General features: G+C 37.0%; 24 protein-coding genes and 1 tRNA gene. 9 read left to right on the plus strand and 16 right to left on the minus strand.

From position 1 onward, the window contains the following. Nucleotides 1–69 precede the first annotated feature (69 nt). Nucleotides 70–1,395: a short-chain fatty acid transporter gene (locus ACOZ9X_RS10505; protein WP_423418078.1), complete on the plus strand. Its 1,326-nt coding sequence runs from the start codon at nucleotides 70–72 to the stop codon at nucleotides 1,393–1,395. 71 nt (nucleotides 1,396–1,466) lie between these two features. Here the strand turns inward: ACOZ9X_RS10505 and ACOZ9X_RS10510 are convergent. Together ACOZ9X_RS10510 and ACOZ9X_RS10515 are read right to left on the minus strand one after the other, a co-directional pair. Further along, nucleotides 1,467–1,542: transfer RNA gene (locus ACOZ9X_RS10510), tRNA-Val, on the minus strand. Nucleotides 1,543–1,692: 150 nt separating this feature from the next. Beyond that, nucleotides 1,693–2,250, minus strand: coding sequence for a phosphatidylglycerophosphatase A family protein (locus tag ACOZ9X_RS10515; protein WP_153238641.1), 558 nt, complete (start codon nucleotides 2,248–2,250; stop codon nucleotides 1,693–1,695). A 141-nt stretch (nucleotides 2,251–2,391) separates the two neighbouring features. Here ACOZ9X_RS10515 and ACOZ9X_RS10520 point away from each other — a divergent pair, with 141 nt between their 5' ends. From ACOZ9X_RS10520 to ACOZ9X_RS10535, 4 genes are all read left to right on the plus strand, one after another. Next, nucleotides 2,392–3,120: an alpha/beta hydrolase gene (locus tag ACOZ9X_RS10520; RefSeq protein ID WP_423418079.1), complete on the plus strand. Its 729-nt coding sequence runs from the start codon at nucleotides 2,392–2,394 to the stop codon at nucleotides 3,118–3,120. A gap of 62 nt (nucleotides 3,121–3,182) precedes the next feature. Next, nucleotides 3,183–3,701, plus strand: coding sequence for a YjcG family protein (locus tag ACOZ9X_RS10525; RefSeq protein ID WP_144701058.1), 519 nt, complete (start codon nucleotides 3,183–3,185; stop codon nucleotides 3,699–3,701). Between the two features lie 2 nt (nucleotides 3,702–3,703). After that, the gene (locus ACOZ9X_RS10530; protein ID WP_423418080.1) at nucleotides 3,704–4,138 is read left to right on the plus strand and encodes a GNAT family N-acetyltransferase; all 435 of its coding nucleotides are present in this window, start codon (nucleotides 3,704–3,706) and stop codon (nucleotides 4,136–4,138) included. Between the two features lie 85 nt (nucleotides 4,139–4,223). Then, the gene (locus tag ACOZ9X_RS10535; RefSeq protein WP_423418081.1) at nucleotides 4,224–4,919 is read left to right on the plus strand and encodes a YetF domain-containing protein; all 696 of its coding nucleotides are present in this window, start codon (nucleotides 4,224–4,226) and stop codon (nucleotides 4,917–4,919) included. Here the strand turns inward: ACOZ9X_RS10535 and ACOZ9X_RS10540 are convergent. From ACOZ9X_RS10540 to ACOZ9X_RS10560, 5 genes are all read right to left on the minus strand, one after another. Further along, complete coding sequence (locus ACOZ9X_RS10540; RefSeq protein WP_423418082.1) at nucleotides 4,891–5,805, minus strand: MBL fold metallo-hydrolase; 915 nt, start codon at nucleotides 5,803–5,805, stop codon at nucleotides 4,891–4,893. The two genes, ACOZ9X_RS10535 and ACOZ9X_RS10540, sit on opposite strands and share 29 nt — an antisense overlap. Before the next feature lie 45 nt (nucleotides 5,806–5,850). After that, nucleotides 5,851–6,078, minus strand: a complete 228-nt coding sequence (locus ACOZ9X_RS10545) for a hypothetical protein (protein WP_191755242.1) — start codon at nucleotides 6,076–6,078, stop codon at nucleotides 5,851–5,853. Nucleotides 6,079–6,113: 35 nt separating this feature from the next. Next, nucleotides 6,114–6,386: a hypothetical protein gene (locus ACOZ9X_RS10550; RefSeq protein WP_423418083.1), complete on the minus strand. Its 273-nt coding sequence runs from the start codon at nucleotides 6,384–6,386 to the stop codon at nucleotides 6,114–6,116. A 220-nt stretch (nucleotides 6,387–6,606) separates the two neighbouring features. Further along, nucleotides 6,607–7,494 carry a hypothetical protein gene (locus ACOZ9X_RS10555; RefSeq protein ID WP_191755240.1) on the minus strand — a complete coding sequence of 296 codons (888 nt, stop codon included), beginning with the start codon at nucleotides 7,492–7,494 and terminating at the stop codon, nucleotides 6,607–6,609. Nucleotides 7,495–7,628: 134 nt separating this feature from the next. After that, nucleotides 7,629–8,744, minus strand: coding sequence for a hypothetical protein (locus ACOZ9X_RS10560; protein ID WP_191755239.1), 1,116 nt, complete (start codon nucleotides 8,742–8,744; stop codon nucleotides 7,629–7,631). Between the two features lie 120 nt (nucleotides 8,745–8,864). On the opposite strand from ACOZ9X_RS10560, the gene ACOZ9X_RS10565 reads away from it, so the two are divergent. Both ACOZ9X_RS10565 and ACOZ9X_RS10570 read left to right on the plus strand, forming a co-directional pair. Beyond that, nucleotides 8,865–9,839, plus strand: coding sequence for a hypothetical protein (locus ACOZ9X_RS10565; RefSeq protein ID WP_423418084.1), 975 nt, complete (start codon nucleotides 8,865–8,867; stop codon nucleotides 9,837–9,839). A 50-nt stretch (nucleotides 9,840–9,889) separates the two neighbouring features. Further along, nucleotides 9,890–10,042 carry a hypothetical protein gene (locus ACOZ9X_RS10570; protein WP_153238649.1) on the plus strand — a complete coding sequence of 51 codons (153 nt, stop codon included), beginning with the start codon at nucleotides 9,890–9,892 and terminating at the stop codon, nucleotides 10,040–10,042. Between the two features lie 31 nt (nucleotides 10,043–10,073). On the opposite strand, the gene cysC is transcribed toward ACOZ9X_RS10570, so the two are convergent. Together cysC and sat are read right to left on the minus strand one after the other, a co-directional pair. Next, nucleotides 10,074–10,679, minus strand: a complete 606-nt coding sequence (cysC, locus tag ACOZ9X_RS10575; RefSeq protein WP_191755237.1) for an adenylyl-sulfate kinase — start codon at nucleotides 10,677–10,679, stop codon at nucleotides 10,074–10,076. A 21-nt stretch (nucleotides 10,680–10,700) separates the two neighbouring features. Next, a complete protein-coding gene (sat, locus tag ACOZ9X_RS10580) occupies nucleotides 10,701–11,831 on the minus strand; it encodes a sulfate adenylyltransferase (RefSeq protein ID WP_423418085.1) in 1,131 nt (376 codons plus the stop codon). 254 nt (nucleotides 11,832–12,085) lie between these two features. Between sat and ACOZ9X_RS10585 the strand changes: the two genes are divergently transcribed. Continuing rightward, nucleotides 12,086–13,414, plus strand: a complete 1,329-nt coding sequence (locus ACOZ9X_RS10585) for a glycosyltransferase family 2 protein (RefSeq protein WP_423418086.1) — start codon at nucleotides 12,086–12,088, stop codon at nucleotides 13,412–13,414. Nucleotides 13,415–13,469: 55 nt separating this feature from the next. Here the strand turns inward: ACOZ9X_RS10585 and ACOZ9X_RS10590 are convergent, their stop codons facing one another. Genes ACOZ9X_RS10590 through wecB form a run of 4 tightly spaced genes read right to left on the minus strand, consistent with a single transcriptional unit; the run spans nucleotide 13,470 to nucleotide 17,218 of the window. Beyond that, a complete protein-coding gene (locus ACOZ9X_RS10590; RefSeq protein WP_423418087.1) occupies nucleotides 13,470–14,339 on the minus strand; it encodes an NAD-dependent epimerase/dehydratase family protein in 870 nt (289 codons plus the stop codon). After that, nucleotides 14,336–15,142, minus strand: coding sequence for a dTDP-4-dehydrorhamnose reductase family protein (locus ACOZ9X_RS10595; protein ID WP_423418271.1), 807 nt, complete (start codon nucleotides 15,140–15,142; stop codon nucleotides 14,336–14,338). The genes ACOZ9X_RS10590 and ACOZ9X_RS10595 overlap by 4 nt, the downstream gene beginning before the upstream one ends. Nucleotides 15,143–15,147: 5 nt before the next feature. After that, a complete protein-coding gene (locus tag ACOZ9X_RS10600; protein WP_423418088.1) occupies nucleotides 15,148–16,134 on the minus strand; it encodes a polysaccharide biosynthesis protein in 987 nt (328 codons plus the stop codon). Beyond that, on the minus strand, nucleotides 16,127–17,218 hold the full coding sequence (gene wecB / locus ACOZ9X_RS10605) for a non-hydrolyzing UDP-N-acetylglucosamine 2-epimerase (RefSeq protein WP_423418089.1): 1,092 nt from the start codon (nucleotides 17,216–17,218) through the stop codon (nucleotides 16,127–16,129). Before wecB ends, ACOZ9X_RS10600 begins: the two co-directional genes overlap by 8 nt. 175 nt (nucleotides 17,219–17,393) lie before the next feature. On the opposite strand from wecB, the gene ACOZ9X_RS10610 reads away from it, so the two are divergent. Then, nucleotides 17,394–18,452, plus strand: a complete 1,059-nt coding sequence (locus ACOZ9X_RS10610) for a glycosyltransferase family 4 protein (RefSeq protein WP_423418090.1) — start codon at nucleotides 17,394–17,396, stop codon at nucleotides 18,450–18,452. A gap of 40 nt (nucleotides 18,453–18,492) precedes the next feature. Here ACOZ9X_RS10610 and ACOZ9X_RS10615 read toward each other — a convergent pair whose 3' ends face one another. From ACOZ9X_RS10615 to ACOZ9X_RS10625, 3 genes are read right to left on the minus strand one after another with little or no spacing between them, the layout of a single operon-like run. Further along, nucleotides 18,493–19,206, minus strand: a complete 714-nt coding sequence (locus ACOZ9X_RS10615; protein WP_423418091.1) for a glycosyltransferase family A protein — start codon at nucleotides 19,204–19,206, stop codon at nucleotides 18,493–18,495. Between the two features lie 18 nt (nucleotides 19,207–19,224). Further along, nucleotides 19,225–20,148 (minus strand): glycosyltransferase family protein, encoded by a 924-nt coding sequence (locus tag ACOZ9X_RS10620; protein WP_423418092.1) that lies wholly within the window; start codon nucleotides 20,146–20,148, stop codon nucleotides 19,225–19,227. Between the two features lie 58 nt (nucleotides 20,149–20,206). Next, complete coding sequence (locus tag ACOZ9X_RS10625) at nucleotides 20,207–20,440, minus strand: hypothetical protein (protein WP_423418093.1); 234 nt, start codon at nucleotides 20,438–20,440, stop codon at nucleotides 20,207–20,209. Nucleotides 20,441–20,630: the final 190 nt, after the last annotated feature.

The following is a 20,630-nucleotide window of genomic DNA, read 5'->3' on the forward strand; positions in this document are numbered from 1 at the left end:
GAATTTAATCGAACTGTACTTGAAATACATACTATTCAAATATCATTTAAGAGGAGAGGAAGAAGAGATTTGAGATTTTTAATTTCATTTTCAAACAGATTGATGCAAAGGTATATGCCCGATCCTTTTCTGTTGGTCATCTTACTGACATTCTTCGTATTTGGTTTAGCACTTTTTGCGACGGATAGTACCCCTGTAGAAATCGTTAATTATTGGGGTACAGGTTTTTGGAGTTTATTAACGTTTTCCATGCAGATGGTGTTAATATTAGTGACCGGACACGTTATGGCAAGCTCCCCGCTATTTAAGAAACTATTAGGTTCTTTAGCTAAAATTCCAAAAACACCAGGACAAGCTATCATACTCGTAACGTTAGTCGCGCTCGTCGCATGCTGGATCAATTGGGGGTTCGGACTTATAATAGGTGCTCTATTCGCAAAAGAAATCGCGATGAAAGTAAAAGGTGTCGACTACCGGTTATTAATCGCAAGTGCTTATAGTGGGTTTATCATATGGAGTGGAGGTCTATCAGGCTCAGTTGTCTTAACAATCGCTACACCGGGACACTTTACCGAAAACATTATGGGTGTTGTTCCGACGAGTGAGACAATCTTTTCATCATTCAACTTAATTATCCTAGGTGGCTTATTCATATTGGTACCGCTCATCAACAGATTAATGGTTCCACCAATTGAAAAAGCGTTCATAATCGATCCCGCATTGTTAGAGGAAAAGGATTCTTTAGAAGCAGCAAGTAAAGAAGAAACACTTCAAACTCCTGCTGACCGACTTGAAAATAGTCAGATATTATCTATACTCATTGGGCTATTAGGAATCTCATACTTAATCTATTATTTCACTAAAAATGGATTTAGCTTAAATCTGGATATCGTAAACTTTTTATTTCTATTCATCGGAATCATCTTACATAAAACACCACGGTTATTTTTGAGAGCGGTTACGGATGCTGTGAAAAATGCGAGCGGAATTATTATACAGTTTCCTTTTTATGCCGGATTAATGGGTATTGTTACTTCATCTGGATTAGTAGCCGTTCTGTCCAACATGCTTATTTCTTTTTCGAACGAACAGACTTTTCATTTATTTACTTTATGGAGTGCAGGTCTCGTTAACTTTTTTGTTCCGTCTGGCGGTGGACAATGGGCGGTACAAGGACCCGTTATGTTAGAAGCGGCACAAAACTTAGGCGTTTCTTTATCAAGAACGGCTATGGCTGTAGCTTGGGGTGATGCATGGACAAACATGATCCAACCATTCTATGCGCTTCCCGCTTTAGCCATTGCAGGATTAAAAGCAAAAGACATCATGGGTTATGGCCTTGTTATGATGATCATTACAGGAGTCTTTATTTCTGGAGTGTTTTTGCTGCTGTAACACTTTAATGTTGTAATTAAACACTGTACAAAAAAACCTCCTTATCACATAGGAGGTTTACTTATTATGTATGGTGACTCGAGAGGGGTTCGAACCCCCGACCTCTACCCTGTCAAGGTAGCGCTCTCCCAGCTGAGCTATCGAATCAATGTCTTCATCTAACAAAAGTTATTATATATCCTTTTTAGGAGTATTGACAACACTTAAATTTCGGTTACTTAAAAAATTTTTTTATTCTTTAAATTACGGATCAAAAAAGACACCTCCGATGATCGAAGGTGTCTTCTTTTAATTTTGTTATCCGATCTTCTCTTCCTCATCTCGCATTTTTATCTCTTCTGTATCAAGGCGCTCTTGTTTATCTCGAAGTCTGTGTGCGAGTCGACTCGATGCGTTAGCTGCAATACTTGCAACTAAATCATCCAAGAATGTATGCACTTTACCATTCGCTATCTTTGTATCTAATTTTTGAATAATACCCATTTTAAATTTGTCTAGATGACCAAATGTTGTAACAGCTATAGAGCCATATCCGAAAACAGCACCTAGTGCGATTGTTTCATCTACCCCAAACAATCCTTCATCTTGTTCAACGATACTTTGTAGAGGTTCAGATAATTTTCTTTGTTCGGCAAGTATATCAAGTTCTACACCGACTAGAATAGCATGCTGAATCTCACGCTTCATTAGAACAGCGTCAACGCTCTCGATACACTCTTCTTTCGTTAAGCCAGGTGAGAATGGGATCTGCATCTCATATACGATTTCAGCGATTTCAGGAATTGTGACGCCTCTTTCATTCAACAGCCTTCTAGCTGCTGCTTCAACTTCTCGACTGTGCACTCTATTATTCAACAGACTTCACCTCTTCTTAATGTTCGATCTCTTATGGCAAAACGAATTGATTCTTTCATTATATCATTATGTGATACAATAAAACGAGTTGAATGAAAACGCTTATAATTTAAAGGACAGTCAGCATAGGAGGTACTTTTTATGGCCATTCTTAAAGGTTCTATTACAGATGATAAAATATACAGCAACTACTTGGATGAAGAGATTGACTTGCTCATCTATCTGCCTTCTAAGTTTACTCCACTCGTTAAATACCCTATTCTAATTGCACAAGATGGCAGAGACTACTTTCAGTTAGGAAAGCTGGCGAAAACGGCCGATCGACTAATGGAAGAAGAGAATTTACAGAGCTGTATCATTGTTGGTGTAAATCATAAAGGAATAGAAGATCGAAAAGCAAAATATGACCCAACAGGAGAAAAACACGAAAAGTACATTCGATTCATGGCTTTTGAACTTACCTCTTACCTTAATGAGAAGTTTAATACGCTCCAACTTGGTGCAGGCATGGGGTTAATCGGTGATTCCCTAGGTGGTTACATAGCTTTTAAACTGAGTATTCTGTATCCCAATACGTTCGGTAGAGTGATTGTACAGTCTCCTTACGTTCCTGAAAGTCTTATTGATACCATTGAATCCATAGAACAAATGCAAACGTTGACCATCTATCACTCAATAGGTGATGAAGAAGAAAAGTTTACGAACCCTGAAGGAATAACAAAAGATTTTTTAACACCCAACCGACAGCTGAGTAAGCTTTTGAACAATTTGGCTCTCGATTATGAATACGCTGAGTTTCAAGGAAATCATCTCTGGGTAAATTGGCAGAAAGACTTAGTTCCCGCGTTAAGGTTTCTTTACAGCGACTAGTAACTGTGGGAAATAAATAGAATATTTGGTATACTAGTTCAAAAGATGAGGGAGGAAGAAATATGAAATACGGTATTGCCATTTTTCCATCAAAAAATTTACAAGATAAAGTGAATTCCTATCGAAAACGGTATGATCCGCATTATGCCCTTATCGCACCTCACATTACGCTTAAGGAGCCTTATGAGGCAACCGAGGAAGAAATTCAAGAACAGATCTCTTATATTTCTTCTGTTGCAAAAAATATAGATCCATTTTCTATCTTGATTAATAAAGTAGGATCTTTCCATCCTGTGAACAATGTAATCTTTTTAAAAGTTAATGAAGCAGATGAAATTAAATCACTTCATGAGCAGTTATATTCTGGTCCGCTTGAACACCAACAACCGTACAATTTTGTTCCGCATTTAACACTTGGACAAAAGTTGTCTGATGAAGAACATTCAGACGTATTAGAACGTTTGCGTATGATAGATATTGAACACGAAGAACGAATCGATCGTTTTCAGCTTCTCTATCAACTTGATAACGGTTCTTGGACGGTCTATGAAACATTTCGTCTTGGAAAAGGAGTACAATAATATTGATTAAGACGTTTACAACGAGCGAGCAAGGCTATCAAGATGCTCTAGCTGTTAGAAGAGATGTTTTTGTTCGCGAACAGCAGATTGATGAAAAAGAAGAAATTGACAACAATGAAGATGTTTCCTTGCATTTTGTTCTTTACGATGAAGACAAACCGATTGGTGCAGCTAGACTTCGTGAAGTTAATGGAGAAGGAAAAGTAGAACGTGTCTGTATATTGTCTTCTCATCGAAAAAAAGGACTAGGAGAAGAATTGATGAACGCTATGGAAACAGCAGCCATCAAACGTTCTTTACCTAGCCTTATATTATATGCACAAACACAGGCAGAAGACTTTTATAAAAAACTGGGGTATCTTACAACCTCCAAAGAACCATTTCTTGATGCTAACATTCCGCATGTTGCTATGAAAAAAGCATTGAAATCGTCGTAATGGCGATTTCAATGCTTTTTTGTTTATTAAGGTCTAATCTCGTCAAAACTGTACAATAAAACGTACGTTGAGGAGACTAAGGTTGATGGACATTCATGTTGGACAATTGACAACCGAATTGATCGTAGGGTTTATCGCTCTCTTTTTGTTAACAAAAGTATTAGGAAAAACGCAGATCTCTCAGATAACACCCTTCGATTTTATTTCGTCTATTTTCTTGGGTGAATTAGTCGGTAATGCTATGTATGATGATGAGACTTCTATATTTGTTATCTTGTATGCCATTCTAATCTGGGGCTCCATGGTTTATGTAGTTGAAATTATATCTCAGAAATTTAAAGGTACGCGAAAATTTCTGGAAGGCGCCCCCACTATCGTCATTCGTAACGGACTGATCGATCGTGATATGCTCAAAAAGAGCAAGCTCGATATCAACCAGCTTCAAAACTTAGTTAGACAAAAAGGGTTTTTCGGTTTAAGAGAAGTTGAATATGCCATATTAGAATCTAATGGATCTTTAAGCATATTGCCTAAATATCAATACGGCCCTCCAAACAGACAAGATTTGAACCTGCAAAGTCAGGAGCAGCCGGAATTGCCTGTTACACTTATATTAGACGGTGAATTAAACCATGATAACCTCTCAACAGCTGGACTCTCAAAAAATAAACTATTAGAACAAATTCACAAACAAGGTTATTCGGATATAAAAGAAATTGTGTATGCAGAATTCTCAGACGGTAAACTGTTAATCATGCCATGTACGAAGCCGAAAAAATGACCGGCCGTCCTTTTATGATCTGATATCCTGCGCTTCCATTCTCTAGCAAGTGTATAACATGAGCAGCGATGGCCGTTCGAAACAAAGAATATGCCCCTAGGTTTGCTGGTTCAACTTCGTATTTCATTAACATTGCCGCCACCATATCCTCTAATGATATTCCAGAGTTACCTGAATGGTTGACCACATTCTGTACTCCTAAAGTAATTGTTTCATATATGAGGATATTTTCTTGAATAACATCCTTATACTCAGTTTCATACTTACCATGACCAGGGATCATCCCTTCCACATCCATCATCTTAAGCTTCTTTAAAGTTGCTATGTTTTCACCAGCATCAACAATAAAGGGAATCTTATGCTTTCGGATTACATCTTTTCCTAAAAACGCATCGGCAGCATATAAAATGCCGCGGAATAAGATGCCATGTTGATTATAACTATGACCTGGGAGATGAATAATTTGAACTTCTGGAAATTCTTCTACATTTCCTTCTGAACATATTTCATCAACACGTATAGCGGGTGCTTCTAAAAATTTATTGCGCATTTCATTTAAAGGAAAATTCCCATGAGATAAATAGATCGGTTCAAGTACAGGATTCCTCATGATTGCTTCCTCTAGTAGAGGGGCGATTGTATGTACATTAACCTTCTGTTGTAAATAGAATGCACCTCCAAAGTGGTCCGCATGAGCATGAGTAATGAATAGATGGGTTAATGGAAGCTTTTCATTATGAAGATGCTTTATCACTTTTTTAGCTGCTGATGAATCAAGTCCAGCATCTATTAACATACCTTTGCTTTTATCATTATTTACGATATACCCGATGTTAACGGCACTCTTGAAGTAATAACAATCAGTCGAAAGTTCAATAAATTCCACTTTAAACACCCCAAGTCTTTGTGTTATGAACAAAAAAAGAAACCATCATATGGTTTCGTTAATTATATTCCCTTTGCCTTCCATCTCACTTAAGATCTGATCAAAAGAACACTTTTCTTCAAATGTCAATCTCTTCTTATTCTGAAATGAACGTAAGTCTTCATTTTGGATCGGAGGAACGCTAGTAACAACAGGTAATCCTCTTTCAGCTTTCTCCATCCTACTAGCATATTGCAACTGCTGAATTGGTAGGTACGGCAAGATATAGCCCATCGATATCCTCTCCTTTATCATTACTTCTATAATTCTTACCCTAATCCTTCTAAATCTATGTTTTTTAAGTGTAATACTAAAAAAAAAGAGCACTCTGTTGAGAGTACTCTAAAGAAACATTTAGATTGCTTAAACCCAAGGATCATAGTGGCAGCCGTTGCTTGAGCTTGAGCTTGAGCTTGAGCTGGAACTTGAGCTTGAGCTAGAAGAAGATTCATGTTTTGAAGAAGATTCATGCTTTGAGCTAGATTCATGTTTATGACTAGATTCATGTTTAGAAGATGACTCATGTTTGTGGCTAGACTCATGTTTATGACTAGACTCCCATTTGCTAGAGCTTGATTCGCACTCTACCTTCTTTTCATGAATAATAACTTTATCTGCTTTAATGATTACTTTATCAGCATAAACCTTCTTATGTTTTTTATGCTTCTTCTTCCTTTTACAATAATAACAATCTTCCATGTTACAACCTCCTCGTATAGTACATCATATGCAAGTCTGACGAGTTGGTTATAGGCTGTCTCACTAAAAGTTAATAGCTATATGATTAACTGCTTTTGTTCGATAGTTTTGTTTATTAAAATAAACAAACGCTTCTACCGTAATATTTTTATCAATACCACTCTTAAAAGGAATTTGGAAATCATCCAAAGAGAGTTTGTCACCACTTTTAAACTTGGTTTCACGTAGTGGACAGATCCACATCTCTCCCCGTTCTTTTGCTTTTTCTGCCCACTCATTATCCATATACATCCAAATAGACTGGGTCATCTCTTCCTGTGAGGGTGACGCAATCAACGATATGATTTTTCCTTTTAATGCGCACGCTTCAGCTGGTTGGAACCTGAAACAAATATAAGGATTTTCCATCGTCTCTGTTCCAGTGTTTTCGATAAAGAATGAGCCTCTAATAAATCCCTTCTTATCTTTTGTGAAAATTACCGAATAATCAAAATAGCACGCACTGTTAAAACCTTCTTTTTTCTGAGGTTCTGAGTTATTTTCCGTATCAAGCTCTTCAAATACCGGTTCAGATGTGCGGTTAATGTTGATCCGCTTTTCCATACTTTTAATGCGCTGTTGATACAGATCGATCTGTTGGTCTTTATCGTTCATTTCTTCTTGTATGCTTTTTAGTAACTCCTCATAATCCTGCATCCTTTTCTCCATCTCATGTTCTTCTAGCCGTTTTAATTTTCTCGTGAGTTCTTCGACTTGTTTTCTCAGTTGTTGAAGTTCTTTTTCATTCTCTTCAATTATTTTAAGGGATCGATCATTGTTCGTCTCATTCTCGAGTCGTTCAATAGTCTCTTCAGCAAAGACAAGCTTTTTTTCAAGATCAAGTGCTTTATCTTTGTAATAGTCCACCCTAGAAACGAGCCGCTCATAACTTAATTTATCCTTCGTCCCCATGCATCTTCCCCCTTGCATAATTAGGCTCTTTCCCTATTGTATGTAAGCGACAATTATTCGTTCACTTTTTTTTCATAAACAAGAAAGACCTGCAGGCAATCGCCTGAGGTCTTTCTGTTCTTCAGATCCATTGATTATTGATGTTGAAGGCAATTTTCTATAGAAATTTCTCCAGAATCTGCTTTTACAACACCTGTACTAAATACTTTATTTCCTGCTCTGTCAATAAGTTCTACCTCAAATTGGTTTCCATCTTCTGTCTCAACGATAGCCAGGTTAAACTTATACTGTTCTCCAGAAGCATCCATCGCGCCTCTTCCTGAAACAGTTAATCTTAATCCACTGTTATAATCATCACAACAAAGTGTATCCTGGGTAAATTCAGATGCTGTATATCCTGTATCGTTTAGACTGAAATGAAATCTACTTCCTGATAGATTATAGTTCGGACAGATATCAACAGATACTGATACTCTTCCAGTTTCTGTAGCTCCATCCTCTTCACTCGTTAATCCGCTGGCACTTCCTCGTGATCTACACAGGCAGCCTGGCCTGGGATATATGTCCGGGCATTGTTGTGGAAACACTACCTCTGGACACATTTCTCCCTCGCTTTCCTCTGCATTTAGGTCATTTTCACGAGGCGAGCAGAACTTCGCCAATACCTCTAGTTTAACTTCTGCTTCAACTTGGATATCCACACAGAATGTAATGTCTACAACGAATGAAGTTGGTGATGGACTATTCAACAATACAGTCCCTGTTGGGATGCGAGCAAAGATTTTAGTAATTCGGCAGTATAAGTCTGTTCCATCTGGATAACACAAGACGAAAGATTCGAATACTGATGCATTAACCAACTTTTCTACAACGATTGCACCGTTACGGTCGACAACTTGAACTTTGATATCTGTTGTAAAGAGTAGCTCTACAAGTTGTGCTTCAGCAAAACCTCCGTTAAGTGCTACTGTAACATCTCTCTTATCTCCAACTTGCTCGCATAGATATAATTCAGGGCATGCTGCTTCATTTGTTTCACCTGTTAGTGGGAATGCTGGAGGAGTTTTAGGTACCTTCGTAACCAATCTTAACGGACGGCGTGAAGGATCATCCAATGCTTCTTCTATGGCTTTAATTTGTTCAGGAGTAAAAGAAACGGTCTTTCTTACGTTTAGTGTATCAGTCACCCAGTCGTAAACTTTCTGAACGCGGATACACTCATCCTGCAAGTGTTTATGATTATTTCCCATTGTTTCCCTTCCTTTCCTCATCATGATCTGAAGATTCCATACATACTATGGAAATAGAGTGGGTTATGACACAAGAACGAAAGCCTATTTTTATAGATAAGCGTTAAGGAGGAAGCTATCATGAGACCAATCTGGTATCAAGATCAGAAAGTGTGTGAGTTATCATCCATAGAATATGAGGCTTTATGTCTTTTATTGCCTTATTGGGGATTGCAGATCTCTGATGACGGAGAAACCATTTCAGGAGCTCTTTCTACATTTATCACTGGTATCCAGGGGCTATCACAAAAGAAAGTAATGGAACTCAATCAGCACTTAAGTCATACAGGAATTAGAATTACGACAGATGATCACGTTAAATGCGATCATCGTTTCTACGTAGATTTTCATAGCGGTCATCCTATGCCACTCGCGCTGAATACACCTGAAAAACAATTGTATTATTTGAACCCTTCACCCACATTCAGGCTTCCCGTTCAAGCGGGCATTCACAAGGGGATTACCTTAAAAAGAAAAGATGGACCTCTCTTCTTAGCCGTCCAGCCTTCTTATGAAGAGAAAGTTGTAGAGTGGATCAGTTACTTAGTCATTCAAACCTTTTTACGTGTTTCTTTTGAATCTCTTTCTTCCGTTTCAGAATCAACTTTCTTTTCTTGTGCGAACAAAATCTTAAAGCCTATTAATCCTTATTTTGCAGCCGCTCAAATTCCATTAGTAGATGGTATTGAAGAAAGTCCAAATGTAGAAGCGAAACAGAAGCCATCAACTTCTTCTCCTGTACAAAACAAGAGGGAAGATCTTTTTTATGAGGCAACCGAACAGGAGCCTGTTAATAAACGATTAGATGCACCAAAGGCCACTGTTCCGCAGATTCGACCCTTTTCATCTGCGGGTTCACTCATCACCAACCAGATTCCAAAATCTTATGAGCAAAGTAAGGTTTTATCAAGAAACGCAAGTCCGATCAGTCCTTTTAAATCAAACAGCCCCACTGAAAAAACCATTCAACCATTTAATAAGAATACTTCTGATGCAAAGAAAACATCAGTCATTCGTCCATTTCAACCGAATAAGAACACCCCGTCCTCAGATTGAGAATATAATGCTATTGTTCAAAGATATCCAATCATGAGGAGAGATCATAAGTGAATAAAGAAGATCTACAGAAGCTTTATGCTGAAATCAAAACAAAGAAATTGAACAACGCAGGAAAGAATCAATCTTTAATTAATCCTCCTGTAAAGAAGGGCTGCAGTTCATGCGGAAAAGTAACGTGGAAACCCAATAAATCTAACTAAAAAGCTGCCACCTAAGGGTGCAGCTTTTTCATTATGAAATATATTGATTTGTCACCAAATAATTCATGATTTGTTCAGCACTTTCTTTTACCTCAAGAAAATCGGTTTTCACAATAATTTCAGGAGAAACTGGTGCTTCATACGGATCAGAGATACCTGTAAAGTTAGTAATCAATCCTTCTCTTACTTTTTTATAGAGTCCCTTTGGATCTCTTTTTTCACATTCTCTAATACTGCAATCTATATAGACCTCTACAAATTCTCCATCAGAAAACAAACTTCTGACTGCATCTCGATCTGCAGCAATAGGAGAAATAGCTGCAACTAAAACAATCGATCCGCCTTCCACAAATAACTTGGTTACTTCTCCAATTCTTCTGATGTTCTCCGTTCTTGCTTCTTTTGAGAAAGTTAGATCTCGATTTAATCCGTGTCTAACATTATCACCGTCAAGCAACATGGTACTGTGCTGCCTTTTGTATAACATATTCTCAACTTCAGAAGCTATCGTTGATTTTCCAGAACCAGATAATCCTGTAAACCAAAGTACAAAGCTCTTGTGACCATGAAGTTTCTGTCTCATTTCCTTCGTCACATTATGCTGTTGCCATGTTATATTTTTATCTTCTTGAGTCAATTCGTTAGCCTCCTTATCATTTTATTTAGCATAATAATCGCGTAATATTGAAATGACTTCACTGCGGCTAAAATCTGTTGGTATCGGCTCGTTATTTTTAAGCATTTCTCTTACTCTTGTTCCTGAAAAAGTAAGTCTGCCTTTTTCGTCATGAGGACATGTTTTAATCGTGGCCATTGTTCCACATTTCGTACAATAAAAACTATTCTCGAAGAATATAGGGGTTATTCCTATCTCATCCTTTTCAAACTCTGCAAAAATATGCTGCGCATCATAAGGACCATAAAAACCTCCGACTCCGGCATGATCTCTTCCTATTATAATGTGGCTGCATCCATAATTTTTTCTTATGATGGAGTGAAAGATCGCTTCACGAGGACCCGCATATCTCATTGATCCAGGAAAGGCACTTAACAAAACGCGATTCTTTGGATAATAATGCTGAAGAAGTGTTTCATAAGATTCCATTCTAACTTCAGCAGGTATGTCATCTTGTTTTGTTTCACCAACTAAAGGATGCAATAAGAGCCCGTCCATCTGTTCTAGAGCAGTTTTTTGGAGATATTCGTGTGCACGATGAATGGGATTTCTTGTTTGAAACCCAACGATTTTTTCCCAGCCGCTCTTAGTAAATTGTTCCCTCGTCTCTTGTGGATCTAAATAATAGGGAGAACCAACTTTTCTTGGCGGTTTGTTTACCAGCGTAACTCGTCCGCCTACGTACCAGCTTCCTCTATTCATTACATTCTGGACCCCTGGATGGGTTTGATCAACCGTACGATAGACCTTCCTTACTTCTATAAGTTTGTCAGGTTTATAAATATCCGTGATTTCAATTTTTCCATAAATTTTATTCTCATAAATTAGTAAAGCTTCTTGGTGCTTTATTAATTGTCTGGCCTTTTCATCAGTAACAGGTAACGTTATAGGTACACTCCAAGGAAGTCCGCTAGATAGCCTCATATTGTGTACAACACCTTCGTAGTCAGCTTTGTTCATAAAAGAATCAAGAGGACTAAATGCACCGTTAGAAAGACATTCTAAATCAGATAAACTGATTGGATCTAATTCAATTTTAATTTGGTTTTCATTGTAATCGAAGTTAGAAAACTGTCGATTGATTAAACTTCCACCATGAGGAAGAAGGAGCATCGATTTCACCTCAACTATTAGTCGATTAGCTCTTGCTAATCATTACTAGTGTATGAAGGTTAGACAAGTTCTGTGAGTAAACTAATTACACTACAGATGGTATTTTAAGCTATTGGGTTTGTAAACAGCATGTATTACTTTAAATAATTTATTTACCAAAATAACCAGTCCGAACCATGAATAGACGAATAGAATGCTAGTATCGCACTATGACAATATCAATCATAGAGCAATTGAACTAAGGAGGAACTTTAGTGAAAGTAGGCGTAGTACTCCCTGTATACCATCAAGAAAGGGAGTATATTTTTGAATGTATACAATCAATGGAGAAACAAACATTTCGTGATTATAAACTTGTAATCGTACTCGATGGGCCTAACGAAGAAACTGTAGCAGCCATAAAAGAAGCGAGTAAACAATTAACCATCCCCTACCAGATTGTTGATCGAAAAATCAACCTTGGAATCTCTCCTACTCTAAATGAAGGCTTTCAACTTCTGCAAGATTGTCCTTATCTAACATGGATCTCGAGTGACAACAGACACGATCCAAATTTTTTAGAGCGTTTAGTCGATACAATGGACAAAGCTCCAAAAGAAACTGTTTTAGTTTATTCTTTTTATAGAAGAATTGATCAAAATGGAACACCGATCACTTACACAAAAGCTTGGTATGAATATGTAGAACATTTTATGACTAGAAAAAAAGAGGAGATTTTTCAAAATTGTTTTATTGGCGCTTCATTTCTATTTACGAATGATGCATTTTCTAAAGCTGGCGGATACAGGACAGATTTCCCTAACGTACAAGATCATGATTTCTGGATTAGGTTGCTACAGCATGGAGATTTTGTTTTATTGCGTGAATATATAATGGAATATCGCTTCAATGGAAGATTTGCATTAACAACGAACATTCCGCCTGAACAGCTAACGATGGAAAGTATGGCTAGCAGCATCGATGTTCAAAAAAGAATCGGCAAATTGCCAAAAGTAAGTGTTGTTCTCTATGCACATAATCATGTAAAGACGATTGATCATGCGCTAAACAGCGTTCTTCAACAAACGTTTAGCGATTTTCAGCTTGTTGTCATAGATGATGGATCAACCGATCATACACCTGATGCGATACACCTTACACATGATTCCCGAATGGTTCCATTATTGCTAAATCACCGCGGTAAATCCGATTCAATCGGTATAGCCCTAGAATATTGCATCGGAGATTATGTTCTTTTTATGACTGGCGAGGATTGGCTAGATCCACAGGCTTTGCAATTAATGGTGCAAAAGATGGATACTCTACCTTCTAATATTGAGATGTTACTAACCAATCATAAAGTATGGTTTGATCGTCAACGAAGAATGATTGCAGGACCTATAATACTAGGAAATCTATATGGAAAAGTTGCTCTTAACAAAACCACTCAACCATACGCAGTTCTATATAGACTTAGATCCCTGCAGAAAAATTTAAGCGGCGTTTTAGATGATCAAATTGAATCCCACTTTTATAATCAGCATGCTAAAGCAGATCATATGCATTGGATGAATATGGCTCTGTACCATAAGCGAATGAAATAAAGAAAAGCGTCCCTAGAAAAAACAGGGGCGCTTTATTTAGTGTAGGAACTATACATTACGAATTGGATTTATAGTAAGAGAGAATTTGTTTAATTGAAATTTCTATAGGATAGCTTTTTTGCCAATAAAGTTCTTGTATAAGCTTTGAGTTCATGACATGAGGTCTCTTGTCTGGAGCTGTGTTGGTCTCGATAAAGGTAAGTTTTTCTTTCGTTTGTGTTTGAAAGATATTTGCAACCTCTTGCAATGTTGTCATCTTTCCTGAACCAATTTCGTAGGTCATATTTATTGATCCCAACTTCATTAAGATTTCATAAGCAGATATTGCATCTCTTACATCTAGGAACTCTCGCTCGTTTTCAAGGTGACTGATGCTAATAGCACTTTTATCCTCAAACTTCTCCATCTGAATAATACGGTTTGCTAAAAAAGAAACGAAACCAGGTGATCTGCCTGGTCCGATCAAATTACATGGTTTTGCTACCATAAGCTGAAGATCAAATAGATGCGCCCAGTCCCTTACAAGGTCTTCTTGATATTTTTTACTCACTCCATAAGGATGATCTGTTCCTGAGAGGGCTGAGCTGACAATAACTGTGCGGCACGATGGAACCGCTTTACGTATAGCCTCCAGCAAATAAAGGGTACCTAGTACGTTAGCTTCAATCGTTGATGCAGGATGATCCCATGACCGAGGTACAGAATTCTCACCGGCCAAATGCAGACAGAAGTCAGGTTTATAGGTTTTAAAGATCTCGTTCACTTTTTCTTTGTCTAAAAGATCACATGTTACTGAACGCACCTTTATGTTAGACAGATAACTCCTTGAGATCCCTATCACTTCATATCCTTTATCTGCAAAATGCTGACATGCATGAATTCCCGTAAATCCTGCTGCACCCGTAATTACGATTCTTTTTTTCATTTCAACCAATCTTTTAAATCTTGCACCTGTTTTTCGTAAGTTGCCACTTTAAATACAGAATCTAACCTCGTGTTATAGAGTGTTCGATCTAATCGTGGCTCGGTATGCGGAATAATATCAACGTCATCCTTTTGAAAGATATCCTTGATAATCTTTAAAAGTTCATATTTTGAAAGAACTTCTGGAGCTGTTAAATGGTAAAGGCCCGTAATCGGATTATCGATGGTATGATCAATAAATTTAGCTAGTTCTAACGTTGTAACACCGTTCCATTTCACATGCGTAAAACCTTTGATGGTTCCTTTTTGTTGTATAAACCAATGAAATAGACCGATACCATTCTTTAACTCAGGACCAATAATGGAAGTTCGAATCGTTAGATGTGGTTGTGTTCTTATTTCTCCAAGCTGTTTTGTTTTAGCATACATCGTGAGTCCATCTGGTACAGATTCCTCGTTGTAGTTGCCTTGGTGTCCACTGAACACACAATCTGTACTTATGTGAATCAGTTTTCCTCCGTACACATTTAGCTGTTTAACTAACTCATGAGGAAGTAAGCTGTTAACTAGAATGGCTTCTCTTTGATGAATGGAGGCATACTCATTTAAAAGACCGATGCAGTTAATGATTAGATCTGGCTTGTGATGCTGCACAACTTCAGCAATTTGAGTTAGATTCGTAGCATCAAGCTGAATATGGCCCTCCGTCCCATCTCTAGAAGTCAGAAGGAGCTCATGTGTTGTCTTTGTTTTAAAATAGGATGCAATCATATGACCAGCCATCCCATTCGCCCCTAAAATCATGATCTTCAAGACAGAAATCCACCTTCAACAAGCATCTTATGAATCTCTTCCTTCGTCATTAGATCAGACTCAGAACTATAGCTTTCAAGCTCTACTTTTTTGTAAGAAGCATAGTGCTGATTCAATCCTTCAATATCAATAGTCGGAAGAATAACGAAATATTCGTTATCAAAGAGAACGGTTGTTGCACTTTCGTATTCAGATAAAAGGATCTCATGAAGCTTCTCTCCTGGACGTTTTCCAAGTTCGATCATCTTTACCCCTTTTTCCCCTGAAGCATCAATAAGAACTTGTGCTAGATCTGTAATCTTGCATGTAGGCATCTTCATAACAAAGATCTCACCGCCTACACTTTCATAAGTGGCTTTAAATAATAGACTGATCGCTTCTTCTAATGTTAAGAAGAAACGTGTCATTTCAAAGTCAGTAATGCCCACTTGACCTTTGTTCTTAATCTGACTTTTAAAAACATGAATAACGCTACCATTCGTGCCTAAAACATTACCGCCTCTTACGCAGACAAAGCGTGTATGCTTACTTAAAAGGTTTGCATGAATGATTAATTTTTCACCGATTGCTTTGGTCATTCCGTAAAGATTAGAAGGATTCGCTGCTTTGTCAGTTGATATATAAATCACTTTTGTTACCTTATGATGAATAGCGGTTTCGATTACGTTTTGTGTTCCTTGAATATTGCTCTTTAATGCTTCATAAGGCTGGAGCTCACAGATTGGTACATGCTTTAATGCTGCAAGATGATAGATATAGTCAATACCTTCACTCGCTCTCATCAAAGAATCTTTGTCTCTAATATCCCCAATCATAAATGTGAGCTTGGGATTATAATCAAACTGTCTTTGCATCGCTACTTGACTTGCTTCATTACGTGAGAGGACGATGATTTCTTTTGGTTCTTTTGGCAAAAGCTGTTTAACTAGCTCATGACCCCAAGATCCCGTGCCCCCCGTAATTAGAATTCTTTTATTAAACAATACTATTTCCTCCTAAAATAAACTTTACAACTCGATCTGAAACATCTAGATCTCCATAGCCTTCTGGAATGGACCATTTCTTCTTCTGATTTGTCATTACCTTTACTGAAGCCAAAATCTGTTGGGCTGAAACACCCGATACACAATTGCTGCCGCACTCAACGGTTTCAGGTCGTTCAGTACTATTTCTCATCGTTACAGTGGGTACTTGGAACAAACAACATTCCTCCTGCACAGTCCCGCTATCTGTTAGTGCACAAAATGCGTGCTTTTCTAACTTTACAAAGTCAAAAAATCCAAATGGTTCGTGAAACTGTACGAATGGGTGCATCTGTAACGTACTGCTCTCAAGAATCCTTGATTTCGTACGTGGATGAATGGAACAGATGATAGGCATCTTAAAATGTTCAGCAACTAAATTTAGACCTGTTAATATTTCTTTTAAATGAAGCTGATTGTCCACGTTCTCGGCTCGATGGGCTGTCACCAACATATACTTTCTTTGGGAAACCTTTAATTTTTCTAGAATTCTGCTATTATCAATCTGTTCTTCATATTGAGTTAACACTTCATAGATCGGGTTACCTGAAACCATGATTCTGTTCACAGGAACACCTTCTCTTATTAAGTTCTCTCTGCTGTATTTGGTATACGGCAGATTAAAGGTAGAGATGGCGTCGATTACTTTTCTGTTTTTCTCTTCTGGTACATTGAGGTCAAAACATCTGTTACCCGCTTCCATGTGAACTACCGGTATGTTCAATCTTTCTGTAACGATAGAAGAAAGAGCACTGTTCGTGTCACCTAGAACCAATACTTTATCAGGCTTCTCGTGTAACAATATTTTCTCTAGCTCTGAAAACAGATGTGCAATTTGATTTCCGAAAGAAAATTGTTGTTTCATTAAAATATAGTCTGGCTTTCTGAGTTGAAACTCTTGGAAAAACACATCGTTTAAAGATGGTGTGAAATTCTGTCCCGTATGAATCAATACATGTTTATCCGCTAATTGATCTAATTTTTTGATGATCAAACTTAGCCGTATAATCTCTGGACGTGTTCCAAGAATAGTTACTATTTTCAATGAAACTCTCCTTCCTAATTAAAATTAATTCTTTATATTAAACTATGATTGTGTTCCCGATGTGGACTAGACCTCTACCCGTTTCATAAAAAAAAGGCGGCTATTTAACCTACCTTATTTAACAACTTTCCAGGATGTTCATATGATGGCTTATAAGGTAAAAAGGAGCTATCAAATGACAAAATCAAAAATTCTCTTTGTCTTTTATTTACCGAGCGGCGGAATGGAAACCCTAAACCGTCAACGCTGTAAAGCACTACAAAAATATGATATTGAATGCCACTTGCTTTATTTACAAAATGGAACCGGCATGCAGAATATATCTTCAATTCCTACGTATATCACTAATGCCGATGCTGAGATTAAGAAAATTCTATCCAAAAACTTTGATGCCATCTTTGTTAGCTCTGACATGTATATGCTAAAAAGAATTCGTGATGTTGGATACAAAGGAAAATTAATATACGAAGTTCAGGGACTGGGCAGTGTAAAAAATGCGGAAAAAATTTTAACTCAAGCTATACCATTCGTAGTAAATTATTCGAATGGAATCCTATATCCAAAAACATCACACTTAATGAGAATAATAGATACTCTTTATCCCTCCACTCCAAAATATTGTTTTCACAACTGTTTTGATAGTAAAGAATTTGGATATCGTTCCATTACTCGTACGCCTTACCCAATCATTGGCTGGATTGGAAGATTAGAGCTAAATAAAAACTGGGATGAATATCTTATGTTTGCTATGCGTTTCATAAAGCAGAAACCTAACGCAAAATTTTGGATGTTTATCGATGATACACTTGGAAATCACCATGAGAAAGCACGATTTAATAAATTGCTAAACAGATATAAACTAACAAACTCTGTAGTCGTTCACGCCAATATTCCTCATAAACAGATGGCGGACTATCTTTCAATCATTGGAGATAGTGGGGGATTTTTATTATCTACTTCTAAAGTAGAAGGTTTTGGCTATGCTGTTGTAGAGGCGATGAGCTGTAAATGTCCGGTTCTCACTTCAGATTCAGATGGCGTAAAGGCGTTTATCACCCATAATGTTACTGGGAAATTCTACATGAATGAAAACATTGGATCAGCCGTTACACAGGGAATTGAATTAATAGATAATCTTGAGCTTAGAAATAACATCATTAAACATGCACTAAATCATTTGTCTTTATTTGATTTAGATACTTATGCAAATGAATTCATTAAAATCTTAAATTAAAAAAACCGCCAAATAGCGGCTTTTTTAATTTAAGATTGTTTTAATGAAGGAAAGACTTTACTAAAGCATTCATTTTTGTTAAGTGCCGTTGAATCGTTAATTGGAGTTCTTTCCTTATCTCTATTCTGTGTTGTTTTGATCCCATATTCTCATGCACTCTATAATGAACAAGTGCTTCTGGAAAATAATAAAAATGAAAGTGAGGCAAGATCCGCAGCCAAAAATCATAATCTTGTGTGTAAAGTAAACTTTCGTCGAATAAACCAAAATCTTTGAATACGTTCATATTTAACATAACCGTACACCCGTTTATCACACATCCTCTTCGCATCCGTTTGAAAAATTGGACTTGATTTGAAAAACCCATACCTTGAGGAGGAGAAACAATGGATCCCTGATCATTAATTAAATAAAAGTTTGAATAGCTGGCCATTGCATTGTTTTGCAACATAAAATGAAGCTGTTTTTCAATCTTAGTTCGCTGAAAAGTATCATCAGAACTAAGCCAGGCAAAATAATCACCAGTGGAATTCTGTATACCAAAATTTAGTGCTGAAGCTGTACCACCATTTTCTTTTTTAATATAAGTAATTCTATTTAAGTATGGGATTATTTTCTCATGGTGCTTAGTAGATCCGTCATTCACTACAATAATCTCTATGTTCTGATAGGTTTGATTTATGGCACTTTCTATGGCTTGTGCAATAAATGGGCAATTGAAAAATGGGATAACAATAGTTACTTTGTTGTTCAATGGAAAAGAACCCCCTCCTTACCGAGTAGTATTTTGTAAGAATTGTTGAATAGTATGAACCATTTCTTTAGCTCTAATTTCAGTCGTATGTTTTTGACGTATTAGTTGTAAGCCGCTCTGGATAATTTGTTCACGATGATAATCATTAATTAAGAAGTAATCTAGCTTTTCTTTAAAATTTGTTTCATCTATTGCCACAAAAGTTTGACCATCAATAAAGCCTAGGTCTATTAATTCATCTGAAGATGGAGCAGCTAGCAATGTTCCACAAGCTAGCACTTCAAAGTACTTAAGTAGAGGGAAATGATGAATAGAGTCACAAGTTAGAAAGATTTTAGCTCTACTTATAGTTGTAGCGTAACTTTCACCAGCAATACCCATTCGTGCTATTCCGTATCCTGGGTGAGAATAATACACAAATCTAGGATCACTTTTTAATTGTTGAAGAAGATATTGACGAAAAGGATAGATGTGTGAAAATGTAGCTCCCATTAGTAAGAGCGGAATCTCTTTAGGTATTGAATATGGTTGGAATATCCCCTCAGGCACATGATGCGGAAACCAAACAAACCGGTTGATATGGTCTGGCAACCACCTATTAAAAGCCTCACGGTAATGGCAAAAAATGAGCGCAGGTTTTTCTTGGTGAATCAAAACATTTCGTTTTGATAATTTATAATGAAGATCATGCATCAATGTGCCATGGGGTATCGACAAATTTTTTAATCCTCTTATAAATGGCCGGTACTCAGGTTTATAATCATTTAAAAGAATGAAATCAGGTTTAATAGAAAGTTGATCTAGTATAAATTTAATTTCGCCATCATGTTGCCATGTTATGAGATTAGTAAGTTTAGCGAGTTCTTGTTCTAAATAAAAACTGCTTCGTTCGAGCTGCTGTGAACGGTCTTTAGTAATAAATAGAAGGTTAATCTTCCTCATTTCTATCTCCCTTTCAAATTAAATAACTCCACGCTTAAGCGTGGAGTTACATTTTAATCTACAGCTCAACCAATAGAATTTTGTCTAATGCAACGTAAGAACGAGTAGCACCTGCTGAACCTGCTTGTGTAAATACTACAAAGTCTCCCCCAACTTCTAGCACTCTTACACCTGTTAAGTCAGGTGTACCTGCTGGTTGGTTTGAATCAATAAGAAATACTTCTGAAATCAATTGTTGAGATGCTAAAAGCTGAACAAAAAAGTAACGGTAAGGACCAAAATAATTTGACATTGTTAATAAACACTCCTTTAACACTTTGGGCATTTAATAAGCCCTACTTTAATATATTCTTTTCATTCATATTGGTTTGGACAAACGTCTTTCTTTTTAAAAATGGACTATTCTAGCAAATGCCCATTTAAAGTAAAAATGGTTTAATATCCCATTCCATTTCGTACAAACATCCATATAGTATAGTAAC

The sequence above is a fragment of the Fictibacillus nanhaiensis genome, from assembly GCF_049537595.1.
GTDB lineage: Bacteria > Bacillota > Bacilli > Bacillales > Fictibacillaceae > Fictibacillus > Fictibacillus nanhaiensis_F.